Source organism: Halomonas sp. TP35 (genome assembly GCF_052375975.1).
In the GTDB taxonomy this organism is placed as follows: domain Bacteria; phylum Pseudomonadota; class Gammaproteobacteria; order Pseudomonadales; family Halomonadaceae; genus Vreelandella; species Vreelandella citrativorans.
Window position 1 is genome coordinate 214,021 of the sequence record NZ_JBQSUZ010000005.1, and the last position, 10,987, is coordinate 225,007.

Consider the following 10,987-nt stretch of genomic DNA (forward strand, 5'->3'; position numbering starts at 1 on the left):
ATAGCTAATGACAATCTATCCTCCCACTTTTTGGTAGCGAGTTGCCCATGGCTTCATCGATTGGTTTTCGTCTTGCACGCTTGCCGCATTTGTGGCGCTCAATTTTGGATCGTAGGCTCGCTCCTTTGGGGCTTACCCAAACGCGCTGGGTCACGCTTTATCATATCTGGCGCTTGGGTGAGGGACATCCCCAGTGCGACCTGGCGCGTGTGATTGGTGTTGAGGCCCCTTCACTTGTTCGTACACTGGGTCAACTTGAGGAGCAGGGTCTGGTTGAGCGACGCGCTTGTGATAGTGACCGGCGCAGCAAGCGTATTTACCTTACGCCAGCAGCAATGCCGCTTTTAGAAAAAATTGATGCGGTGGCCACCCAAGTCCGTGAAGAGTTCTTTGTCGGGCTTGGTGAGCGTGAGCTTGAACAGCTCAATGAATGGCTGTCAACAATTGAAGCAAACGGGTTAGCCATTCAAGCGCGCGAGCAAGAGCCCCCTACTGCTTAAATGCTCAACTTAGCGGTGATGCACACCGTTTTGACTATCCAACGGCTTGCCTACCGGCTGGTCCGACAAACCGCTTAGCGCGGCCTTTAATTGCTTAACGTCTGCAAGATAAGTGGAAAAGCGCTCGGCGGTTTGCGACTCCCACCACCAAAGCGTTAGCGCATAAGGCGTCGATTCAATCACTAGTGCATCCTGAGGCAGCCGCTCCAGGAGTGCTTTTAACGGCGCACTGGCACTTTCAGGCAAATCGCGCAGTGGTGCAATACGCCAACGCCAGCCAGCATAATAGGGTTCAAGTGCGGCACTGGCATTGCTGTCCCGTAGCAGCACAAAATCCGGGCCCGGCGCATCCTGAGGATAGTGCCAACGATAAGCGGGCATGGTGCCTCTAAAATGATGCAGCGGGGGGGGCTCCATTTTAACGGTGACCCCTTGTTGCTTAGCACCGTTACGCAGCGCCATTTGCCTGACCTGGCGCGGACTTGGCTTGAGCCACATGACCGGCGCCATCACAAATAACAATACAAAAACGATAATTAACCATACCATCACTGCTTCCACCCTATTTCAGTCTTACGCTGTTAACACGTTAAAAAAACCATGACGCAGATCGTTGTTAAGATTGTCCATGCAGCTTAAAGTAAAGGTTATCTAACAAAGTTTGCTTCTTTGTTAATTATCGCCAAGGAGATAAGCCATGAGCTATCACCATATTCTGGTTGCCGTTGACCTAACAAAAGATTCTCACAAGGTACTAGAGCGCGCGATCGTCATCGCTGAGCGCAACAATGGTGCCAAAATCTCCATTATGCATACCCTTGAGCCTTTGGGTTTCGCCTATGGAGGTGATATTCCGATGGACCTCACCAGCATTCAAGACCAACTGGATGAGCATGCAAAGCAGCGCCTGGCTGAAATTGCGACTCCCCATATCGACAAGGCCGACCAGCACGTGGTGGTGGGTATGCCCGACACGGAAATTCATCGCTTCGCGGATGAACATAACGTTGATTTGATTGTGGTTGGCTCCCACGGAAGACACGGATTTGCCCTGCTACTGGGTTCAACGTCAACAGGCGTGCTGCACGGCGCGCAGTGCGACGTACTCGCCGTACGGGTTGGCAAAAAGGGCGAGAGCAGCGACGAATAAGTATACGCGCTCACTCTCCTGCGCCTTACTTGCATATCGAACGCTTCTGTTCAAAAAGTTACTATCCCCAAAGGCACCGACCAGGCGCCTTTGGGATCATGCACTTGAGTTTTCGCTATTCGCCGTTGGCCATGGCTTCAAGCTCCATCCAGCGTTCCATGGCGGCTTCAAGCGCCTGCTGAGCATGCTCTAGCTCTTGTAGTTTCGCTGTTACCGCGCTGGCCTCCTGCTGATAAAACGCGGGATCGCCTACCACTTGCTCCAGTGCTTCGACACTGGCTTCAAGCCGCTCGATGTCGGCAGGCAATGCATCCAGTTCGCGCTGAAACTTATAGGAGAGCTTGACGGTTTTTTTAGCGGGCTCTTCAGGTGCCTTCTCGGGTGTTTTTTCTACCGCCGCGCTGGTGGGCTCGGTTTGTTGACGCGCCGCGCCTTCCCAAGGGGCAGGCGGTAGCTTACCGCCCTGACGTATCCAGTCGGTGTAACCGCCCACGTATTCACGGACAACGCCTTCGCCTTCAAAGGCCAGCATGCTGGTTACTACGTTGTCCATAAAGGTTCGGTCGTGGGAAACCAGTAACAGCGTACCGTCAAAGTCCAGCAACAGCTCTTCAAGCAGTTCCAGGGTTTCCATATCCAGGTCGTTGGTCGGCTCATCAAGCACCAACACATTGGCAGGCTGGGTAAACAGCTTGGCCAAGAGCAGACGATTAGACTCCCCGCCCGACAGTGCTTTTACAGGCTGACGCACGCGGTCAGGCGTAAACAGGAAATCCTGCAGATAGCTCATGACATGGCGATCCTTGCCACCGACGCTGACTCGGTCACTGCCTTGAGCCACGTTGTCATAAACCGTTTTTTCCAGTTCAAGTCCTGCGCGCAGCTGGTCAAAATAGGCCACTTTAAGGTTCGTGCCTAGCTGTACACTGCCGTCGGTCGGTGCTAGCTCACCCAACAGAATTTTAAGTAGTGTTGTTTTGCCCGCGCCATTGCGCCCGAGAAAACCGATACGGTCGCCGCGCACGACTTCCAGATTCACATTCCGCAGAATAACGTCGTTACCAAAGCGCTGAGTCACCCCTTTAAGCTCAACTACCCGCTTACCGGTACGCTCACCACTATCAACGGTCAGGTTAGCAGTGCCTTGGCGCTCACGGCGCTGACTGCGCTCGTCGCGCATAGCTTCAAGAGCACGTACCCGCCCCTCATTACGGGTACGGCGCGCTTTAACCCCTTGGCGTATCCAAGTCTCTTCCTGCGCCAGCTTTTTGTCGAACTCGGCATTTTCCCGCGCTTCAACTTCAAGCTCGTGCTGCTTGCGCGCCTGAAACTCTTCGTATTTGCCCGGGTAGCGGCCCAGTTTGCCACGATCAAGCTCAAGAATATTAGTCGCCAGCCTGGAAAGAAACGCCCGGTCGTGGGTAATCAACAGCACCGCACCATTAAAAGCCAGAAGCTGCTCTTCAAGCCATGCAATGGTGTCCAGGTCCAAATGGTTGGTCGGCTCATCAAGTAGAAGTAAATCAGGCTCAGACACCAGCGCTCGCGCTAACGCGACCCGGCGACGCCAGCCGCCTGAAAGAGAACTCATCTCAGTTTCAGGAGGAAGCCCCAGCCGCGTTAGCACAACATCAATACGCTGATGGAACGACCAGCCATCAATCGCTTCGATGCGGGTTTGCAACGTCGCCATGCGATTCATGTCCGGGTCGGGATCGTTGATCAAGTGCTGATATTCAGACAGCAGCTCGCCCGCTTCAGGCAGACCCTGTGCGACCATGTCGAAAATAGTCATGCCCGATGACTCAGGTAACTCCTGAGCCAACACCCCAATTTTCAAGCCAGGCGCTCGCCAAACCGAGCCGTCATCTGCCTGAATATCACCCGCCACTAATTTTAAAAGCGTAGATTTACCGGTGCCGTTGCGCCCGACCAGCGCCAGCCGCTCGCCTTTTTCGACCGTAAGGTCAGCGCGGTTCAACAGTACTTGGGTGCCGTAGGCAAGTTGCAGCTGTTCGAGTCGTAACAAGGTCACGCAGTATCCTCCATCGTCGTGAGGCGCACAGTGTAACGCATGGACAGCAGTAGAGGGGAAGCTTCGCGCATTAGTCGATACGTGCGCTTAGCGTTACAATACTGGTTTGCTATTTTCGACGAAGGAGTAACGCTTGGCTTCATCGGCAGTCGATAACGTTTTACCTGAAGCGCTTCAATTTCGTCCTACGTCTCCGTTGGTCGATATTGGCGCTAATTTGACGCACGAAAGCTTTGATCGTGATCTTGATGACGTCATCGCGCGGGCCCATGCTGCTCATGTTAATACAATGATTGTCACGGGCACGGACCTGGCGCACGCCGAGCAGGCGATAGCCCTTTCCGGACAATATCCCGGCCTTTTCGCAACGGCGGGCATTCACCCACATGATGCCAGTTGCTGGAATGCAGAACTGGCAAACAAGATGAAAGCCTTGCACGCACATCCGAAGGTAGTCGCCGTTGGCGAATGCGGGCTGGATTTCAATCGCAATTTTTCGACGCCTGCCGAGCAAGAGCATGCGTTTGAAGCGCAGTTGGCACTAGCTGTTGAAAGCGGCCTACCGCTTTTTCTACATGAGCGCGATGCAGGCGTACGAATGCGCGAAATACTGGCCGCTTGGCGCGGTGATATCAGCGACGCGGTTGTGCACTGCTTTACCGCTGACCGCGATACGCTGCACGGCTATCTGGACCTGGATATACATATTGGCCTGACCGGCTGGATTTGCGATGAGCGTCGCGGCCATCACTTGCGTCCGCTGGTTAACGATATTCCGCTGGAGCGCTTGATGGTGGAGACCGACTGCCCTTACCTGCTGCCCCGCAATCTACCCGCTAAACTCAAAGGGCGCCGCCATGAGCCAGCGCTTCTGCCGTGGATCGTAAAAGAAATTGCCCAGTGGCGCGGTATCAGCGAAGCTGAACTAGGTAGCGCCACGACGCAAACTGCACAGCGTTTTTTCCGCCTGCCTACAGAATCTTGAAAGGAGTACGAGCGTGGCCGATTACCCAGGATTTATTGCCATTGAAACGGGCGAAGAAGATGGCCTCCCCCTTGCCATTGCCTGGTCCTTGCCCGATGGGCGCGTTAAGGAAACCTTGATCCAGCCTGACGATAGCTGGATCAAGGAAGATACCAATGCCATGGGCGCTTACAGCATTGAGGAGCTTGAGAGCTTGGGCGTTAGCCCACTTGAGGTGATTCGCGAACTGGAAAACGATCACTTCTCCGCCACCCTATACACCAGCGACAATGGTGAGGACGAGGCGGCGCTGGCGCGTCTATTTGATACGTATGGGTTGGACCCCTTCGTAGAGCTGGCGCCGGCATCGGTGCTCTACCCTTCTATCACGCCGGGTGAATGGCACCGCCAGCGACGTGAGACATTCAGCGAGCTGGGTCTGGAGCCCATGCGCCCCGAACATGAGCTTGAGGTCATGCTGTCCTTGCACCAGCGCTTAACCGAAACGGATTAAGCATTAGCAGCCACAGGCGCTTGACCCAAGACTGCCTGGCCTTGGGTAATCGCAACGGCTAGTGGCTCTTTGCGCTGATAAAACGACGTCAACGCTACGTAAAGGGCGTTGGCGCGCGTGGGCAGGCCTTCTTGTAAATAGCGCTGCTTTCGGGCGTTTACCTTCTCCGCAAATGCGTCACGATCGACGTCAACATCGCCCCCCAGATTGTCCACGCTGACATGAAAGATGCGTCCACACGCGTCGGCAAACAGTGATTCCAACGCCTGAGGGGAAATTTCGGCTTGCTCAAAAGCGCTCTGCTCCTGGGCATTGCGCCCATCGGGCAAATACCAGTAGCCATAGTCTTCCAACTGACGGCGCTTGGCACCGGCAATACACCAGTGGCTAATTTCATGCAGGGCGCTGGCATAAAACCCACGGGCAAAGATAATCTGATGATAAGGCGCTTCCTCGCTTGCAGGTCGATAAAGCGGCTCATCTTCACCTCGCACTAATCGGGTTTGATAGCGCGGCATAAAAATGCCATCAAAGAGTGCCGTAATATCCTCAAGTAACCATTTGTCATCTGCGTGAACCACAATATCCTCGTTATTTAAGACCTTTTTGCCTAGTATAACGGCCCTCGCCAAGTAGGCTGAAGTCTAAACGGCAAAAACCAGCGACTCCTGCTAATCTAGCGGCGTTTTACAGATTTCTTTACTAACGGAGAGCCTTTCCTTGGCCCGCTTTGCTGACGATATCAAAACCACCTACTGGCCAGAAACCCGCGCCTTAATTTTATTGGCGCTGCCTATTTGTGGCGCGCAGCTTGCCCAGGCAGGTATGGGGGTAGTCGATGTCATGATGACGGGACGCTTTAACGCTACGTCGCTGGCAGCGGTCTCAGTAGGTACCAGTTTATGGGCACCCTTGATGCTCTTTATGACGGGCACGCTCATGGGGCTTACCCCTATTGTTGCGTACCACCTCGGCGGGCAGCGAAGCGATGCCATTCGCCCTGCGGTTCATCAAGGGTTATGGGTGGCCTTGGTGCTAGGCATTATCGCCGCGATTCTGCTTAGAACCAGCGTCATGCCCATTTTCGAATTAATGGATGTACCGGCTCAAGTCGCTCAAGAATCAGCCGCTTATCTTTCAGCGGTGGCGTTCGGCATGCCCGGTATCGCACTCTTTCAAGCATTACGCGCGTTTTCGGATGGTATGAACCATACGCGGCCATCGTTGTGGATCAGTGTAATCGGTTTGCTAGTGAATATTCCGGCTAACTACCTGCTGATCTACGGCGGCGACGGGCTGGTCAGTTTGTTGGGTAGTGGCGTTCCCAACATCCTTCAGCAAATTCCGGCCATGGGTGCCTTTGGCTGCGGTATCGCGACGGCTATTTCCATGTGGACCATGATGTTAATCATGCTGCTGTACACTCGCCGAGGGCGTGCTTACCAAAACGTGTCGCTGTGGCACCGTTTTACGCCTCCACAGCTGGCGGGTATTAAAGAGCTGATTTTTGTAGGCATGCCGATTGGCGTGGCCATTTTTGTTGAGGTGACCCTGTTCACCTTGATCGCCCTGTTTGTTGCTAGCCTAGGCGAGATAACCGTAGGTGCTCACCAAATCGCGCTCAGTTTTACCTCTATTCTGTTTATGCTGCCGCTTTCATTGAGCATGGCATTAACGGTACGCGTGGGTAATACCCTCGGCCAACATCGCCTTACACTGGCTCGCCAGGTCGCATGGAATGGTGTGGTGGTGAGCATACTGATTGCGGCGTTTAACAGCCTCTTTTTGTGGCTAACTGCCAAGCCGGTGATTGCCTTGTATACCTCGAACCCTGAGATACAGGCGCTGACCCTTACCCTCATTGCCCTTGCGGTCATCTTCCAGCTCTCTGATTCGCTTCAGGTGAACCTGGCAGGCGCGCTACGCGGGTATAAGGACACCCGCATCGTCATGGTCATTACAGTGCTGTCCTACTGGCTTGTAGGCCTTGGAGGCGGTTACTGGTTAGGTGTGCATGGTGCAAGCGGTTTAACCGAGCCTTTAGGTGTTCATGGGTACTGGATAGGCTTGATTGCAGGGCTTAGCACCGCCGCACTGTTGTTGGCCTGGCGTTTAAAATGGATTAGCCGACAGGGGTGAAAAGTGACAAACCAGTGGCTTCTCTTCGTTATGTTCACGGCAATGTCGATTTTGGCAGGTTGCAGCGATCATGAGGCAGAGCAGCCATGGGTCGCCTATCATCAGCAATTAGCCGAAGACCTTTCCTCGCCTCCGCTCGAGCGCACAGAGGTATCCAACATAGGGGTATTTCCAGAACGCCAAGAAAGGCTGATTGAGGTAGCTGAAACCCGCGATGGCATACTCAATATTTACGCGTTGCGCGAGTGTCAAATCACGTCGCTGATTGCAGCACGCAACAATCAGCTTGGCCGCGTTGCGCCACCCAGCCAGCACTGGCTTTACGAGCGTGAGTTATGGCAACGCTTAGCGGCATGCCAGGAAAGCGATGTCCCTGAGCGTTTAAGCGAGCGCGATAAAGAGCGCCTTGAACAGCTTACTGCTCTGAAAACAGCCCAACTACCCGCTGTTAGCTGGAATGCTATTTTCGATTCTGATGAGTGGATAAAAAGCTTCTCTCGGGCAAGCCAACCGCTAGCGATGGGCGATTTTCCAGCGATTACGCAGCAGCTTACCGCTCTCGATTATTTGCAGCAGATGATAGATAGCCAGTTTAGCCAAGCATGGCAGCAAAGCTCTTCTCGGCTTGAAAACCACCTCAAGCACCTTCAAGAACGCCCCTTAACTGCCGAGATACTGCGCACATTGCTACTTTCCGAACAACGTTTGCAAGACGCCAGCGAGTACTTAAGCCAGCATGATCCTCACCATGAAGCGTGTTTAACAGCGTGGGACACTGAAGTCCTGAACCTCCTTGAAGCTAACGCGCAACAGTGGCTGCTCGCTATCAACAGGCTGATAAACAGCCAAAGCGTTGCCTTGCCAGAAGCGGTACGTGTTTATCAAACGCAATGGCTCTCGCTTGATAACGCACAAGCGCCTTGGCAGCAGTATCAGCAGGCCAAAACGCACCACTTATCGCTTAGAGAAATGCACTCAGTCTGTTTAAGCGATTAAATATTCGCCTCCCTCTTAACCTTATGGGCAACCTGTGCTATTGGTGAAGGATGCGGTAAGCATTTCTTGTTTACCAATGTCGTGGCCACGCAGCATTAGGAGGGACATCATGGGCGTATCCCAGTCACCCCGCTCTGCCCAGGTCATCGACCTGGATACCGTGCGGCTGCGTCAGCAGGCGCAGAAAAGTTTGGTTCGTTTAGCGCCCGAGTTAGACGGGTTGGAAATGGTATACCAGCTCGCTGCGAGCCCCGATTCCTATTTTGGCATGCCCATTCTGGCCTGGGGCTTAAGAGCCGATGGCCATGTTGTTGGGTTGGTGCCCTGGATGGAAACACTGACCTCCTGCCAAGAGGTGGATAGCCAGGAAAACGGCTATTTTGTTGGCTATCGCGATCCAGAAACAGAAGAGATCTTTGAGTCACCGCCCGATCACAAATATTACGAGCTAACGGCTGCCGCTGACTATTTTGAGTATGAAGCGTCGGGAGACGTTACGCTCATACAGCAAATTCCCGATACCCTGGGCACTCATGCATTGTGCATGAATCACCCCAATGCACCGTGGCATATGAAACCCGTTTACGGATGGCGCTTGTACAGCGATGGCTCTATTGATGCCTTACTTGCTGATGAAGAAAAGGCCACAATGACGCCAATTCTGTTGGGTGATAAGTGCCTCTACAGCGCACGCTCCTGTCACCCGAGCGTTTATTACTTTCAGCGCCATATCGCTAACCGTATTCTTGAAGAAGATCCCGCTACCCTTGAGACGTTAGCCATGATGGTCGTGCCAGGCGATTAACGTGCGAGGCGGTACACCTGTTTAATTATGCGCACCGTGCGAGGCTATTCACCATTAGTCGATGTTTGCCGCGCACGGCTGCACATCTTTACGCTAAGCGTATAAAGTAAACGTAGCTTTCTGCTGATTCACTGCGGTCGACAAGCTCATGGCCCAAAAATTGACAAAATTTAGGTACATCACGCGTGGTCGCAGGATCTGTTGCCACAACTTTAAGCACTTGACCTGAACTCATATCACGCACTTTGTTGTGCATCAGCATAATAGGTTCAGGACAATAAAGCCCTGTGGTGTCCAGAACGGTGTCGTAGTGGGGTGAGGCATCAGTCGTGTCAGCCATTCATATCCTCGGTTTAGGAACTAGATAGCATGATTAAAGTTATCATCGAACGACGTATTATGCCTGGCCTTGAAGATGAGTATGAACAGGCAGCACGCGAAGTCATGCGTGTTTCGCTCGGTGTCAGAGGCTTTGTCAGCGGTGAAACGCTGGCACAACAAGGCCATACAGATCGACGCTTGATGATTACCAAATGGCGCGATTTACGCGCTTGGAAAGAATGGCACGCCAGCGATGCGCGCGCCACTGCGATGCAACGTATTTTACCGCTATTAACAGAAGACGAGACGATCCGTATCTATGAAGCGGGCTATTAACACCTTAGTGGGTTAGCCTTACGTGCACCGTTACTTCTTCCCGGTCGTGATAAAGGTGCCTACAGTTTATTTGGGCACCAACACCCGCGCTTTTAAGCGCTTCTTCCAATGTTACCAGACAGCGCGTTACTTCATCCCAACGTTTCTTCATAGGTAGCTTGAGGTTAAAAATAGCTTCTCTACACCATTTACGCGTTAGCCAGCGCTCGACCATCGCCAGCACCCGTACGGGCTTATCCACGATGTCACATACCAACCAATCCAAACGCTGAGGCGGCTCCCAGGTAAAGCCATCTTCTTTAAGATGATCAATTTGCCCAGTGGCCATTAGCTGCTTATCCATTGGCCCGTTATCAATGGCATAAACGTACATGCCCCGCTGCACCAACTGCCATGTCCATCCACCGGGCGCGGCACCTAAATCTGCTGCCTGCATATGCGCGCTCAAGCGCTCCTCCCACTCTTCACGTGGAATAAACTCATGCCATGCTTCTTCCAGTTTAAGCGTAGAACGGCTTGGTGCACGCGAAGGGAAGCGCAACCGACGAATACCGTTAAGCAACTCGCTACGATTACCGGGAAAACTCATGCCCAGCTGGACACGATCACCATCGGTCCAAAAAATATGTAACCGACGCCCTCCGGCTTTGCCGCGTAGCGCACCGCGTTTTTTCAACATGCTTTGCAACGGCTTGGTAAGGGCTTTGATCAAGCCAGCCAGCGCCTTCCCATCATTAGTATCGGGCGTTTCATGCCAGATTTCTTCAAAACTCCAGCCACTAGCCTTAACCTGCTCTAAAATAGCGGTTAATCGGTCATCTCGTGACAAGGTGAGTGCAGGTAAGGCCGCCAGGCTTTGACGAGCAAAAATAAGCTTTTTAAAAGCTGCCTGCCGGTGCAAGTCATTAACGGGCTCATCGTCTGTTCGCGTTAGACTGACCCACCCTTCCCCATAAGCAGGTTCGCAGGGCACCCCCTGGTGCTTTGCATGGTGCTGCATTTCTGACAGCGCATCATGTTCAAAACCAGGGCGGCAGTAAACTAACCACGATGTCGGTACCGTTTCACTCACCACTTCACCTCAAATTGCGTCTATCACCCAAAGTGACAGCCGGTTGATATAGTCGTTGATATAGTCATTGGGGACGCATCATAGCATTAACACGTGTGCTTTATTTTCTTCCACGCATACAAAAAACCCAGCCGATTGGCTGGGTTTTTTGTTAA

At 53.0% G+C, this 10,987-nt stretch carries 13 protein-coding genes; 8 read left to right on the forward strand and 5 right to left on the reverse strand.

The window, feature by feature from the left end; translation table 11 throughout:
* Positions 1-47: 47 nt before the first annotated feature.
* The gene (gene slyA / locus ACT3RU_RS08855; protein ID WP_192527731.1) at positions 48-500 is read left to right on the forward strand and encodes a transcriptional regulator SlyA; all 453 of its coding nucleotides are present in this window, start codon (positions 48-50) and stop codon (positions 498-500) included.
* A gap of 9 nt (positions 501-509) precedes the next feature.
* On the opposite strand, the gene ACT3RU_RS08860 is transcribed toward slyA, so the two are convergent.
* Entirely contained in the window at positions 510-1,049 is a 540-nt protein-coding gene (locus tag ACT3RU_RS08860) for a preprotein translocase subunit YajC (protein WP_192527732.1), read from the reverse strand.
* A 148-nt stretch (positions 1,050-1,197) separates the two neighbouring features.
* Between ACT3RU_RS08860 and ACT3RU_RS08865 the strand changes: the two genes are divergently transcribed.
* Positions 1,198-1,650, forward strand: a complete 453-nt coding sequence (locus ACT3RU_RS08865; protein WP_087111656.1) for a universal stress protein — start codon at positions 1,198-1,200, stop codon at positions 1,648-1,650.
* Positions 1,651-1,765: 115 nt separating this feature from the next.
* Here the strand turns inward: ACT3RU_RS08865 and ACT3RU_RS08870 are convergent, their stop codons facing one another.
* Positions 1,766-3,685 (reverse strand): ATP-binding cassette domain-containing protein, encoded by a 1,920-nt coding sequence (locus tag ACT3RU_RS08870; protein WP_192527733.1) that lies wholly within the window; start codon positions 3,683-3,685, stop codon positions 1,766-1,768.
* Between the two features lie 133 nt (positions 3,686-3,818).
* Between ACT3RU_RS08870 and ACT3RU_RS08875 the strand changes: the two genes are divergently transcribed.
* Both ACT3RU_RS08875 and ACT3RU_RS08880 read left to right on the forward strand, forming a co-directional pair.
* Positions 3,819-4,670, forward strand: a complete 852-nt coding sequence (locus ACT3RU_RS08875; protein ID WP_192527734.1) for a TatD family hydrolase — start codon at positions 3,819-3,821, stop codon at positions 4,668-4,670.
* A gap of 13 nt (positions 4,671-4,683) precedes the next feature.
* Positions 4,684-5,163: a hypothetical protein gene (locus ACT3RU_RS08880; RefSeq protein WP_087111662.1), complete on the forward strand. Its 480-nt coding sequence runs from the start codon at positions 4,684-4,686 to the stop codon at positions 5,161-5,163.
* On the opposite strand, the gene ACT3RU_RS08885 is transcribed toward ACT3RU_RS08880, so the two are convergent.
* Positions 5,160-5,744: an elongation factor P hydroxylase gene (locus ACT3RU_RS08885; protein ID WP_087111684.1), complete on the reverse strand. Its 585-nt coding sequence runs from the start codon at positions 5,742-5,744 to the stop codon at positions 5,160-5,162. The two genes, ACT3RU_RS08880 and ACT3RU_RS08885, sit on opposite strands and share 4 nt — an antisense overlap.
* A 139-nt stretch (positions 5,745-5,883) precedes the next feature.
* Here ACT3RU_RS08885 and ACT3RU_RS08890 point away from each other — a divergent pair, with 139 nt between their 5' ends.
* The 3 genes from ACT3RU_RS08890 (at position 5,884) to ACT3RU_RS08900 (ending at position 9,103) form a co-directional block, all read left to right on the forward strand.
* Positions 5,884-7,302 carry an MATE family efflux transporter gene (locus ACT3RU_RS08890; RefSeq protein ID WP_087111664.1) on the forward strand — a complete coding sequence of 473 codons (1,419 nt, stop codon included), beginning with the start codon at positions 5,884-5,886 and terminating at the stop codon, positions 7,300-7,302.
* A gap of 3 nt (positions 7,303-7,305) precedes the next feature.
* Positions 7,306-8,298, forward strand: coding sequence for a DUF3080 family protein (locus tag ACT3RU_RS08895; protein ID WP_318779697.1), 993 nt, complete (start codon positions 7,306-7,308; stop codon positions 8,296-8,298).
* 109 nt (positions 8,299-8,407) lie between these two features.
* Positions 8,408-9,103 (forward strand): hypothetical protein, encoded by a 696-nt coding sequence (locus tag ACT3RU_RS08900; RefSeq protein ID WP_087111668.1) that lies wholly within the window; start codon positions 8,408-8,410, stop codon positions 9,101-9,103.
* Positions 9,104-9,191: 88 nt separating this feature from the next.
* Here ACT3RU_RS08900 and tusA read toward each other — a convergent pair whose 3' ends face one another.
* Positions 9,192-9,443 (reverse strand): sulfurtransferase TusA, encoded by a 252-nt coding sequence (gene tusA / locus ACT3RU_RS08905; RefSeq protein WP_087111670.1) that lies wholly within the window; start codon positions 9,441-9,443, stop codon positions 9,192-9,194.
* Between the two features lie 29 nt (positions 9,444-9,472).
* On the opposite strand from tusA, the gene ACT3RU_RS08910 reads away from it, so the two are divergent.
* The gene (locus ACT3RU_RS08910; RefSeq protein ID WP_087111672.1) at positions 9,473-9,760 is read left to right on the forward strand and encodes an antibiotic biosynthesis monooxygenase family protein; all 288 of its coding nucleotides are present in this window, start codon (positions 9,473-9,475) and stop codon (positions 9,758-9,760) included.
* Positions 9,761-9,764: 4 nt separating this feature from the next.
* Here the strand turns inward: ACT3RU_RS08910 and rlmM are convergent, their stop codons facing one another.
* Positions 9,765-10,835 (reverse strand): 23S rRNA (cytidine(2498)-2'-O)-methyltransferase RlmM, encoded by a 1,071-nt coding sequence (rlmM, locus tag ACT3RU_RS08915; RefSeq protein ID WP_176372250.1) that lies wholly within the window; start codon positions 10,833-10,835, stop codon positions 9,765-9,767.
* Positions 10,836-10,987: the final 152 nt, after the last annotated feature.

Coding starts and splice junctions, on each gene's coding strand:
- slyA (WP_192527731.1), top strand. CDS start 48: ATGGCTTCATCGATTGGTTTTCGTCTTGCACGCTTGCCGCATTTGTGG.
- ACT3RU_RS08860 (WP_192527732.1), bottom strand. CDS start 1,049: ATGGTATGGTTAATTATCGTTTTTGTATTGTTATTTGTGATGGCGCCG.
- ACT3RU_RS08865 (WP_087111656.1), top strand. CDS start 1,198: ATGAGCTATCACCATATTCTGGTTGCCGTTGACCTAACAAAAGATTCT.
- ACT3RU_RS08900 (WP_087111668.1), top strand. CDS start 8,408: ATGGGCGTATCCCAGTCACCCCGCTCTGCCCAGGTCATCGACCTGGAT.
- tusA (WP_087111670.1), bottom strand. CDS start 9,443: ATGGCTGACACGACTGATGCCTCACCCCACTACGACACCGTTCTGGAC.
- ACT3RU_RS08910 (WP_087111672.1), top strand. CDS start 9,473: ATGATTAAAGTTATCATCGAACGACGTATTATGCCTGGCCTTGAAGAT.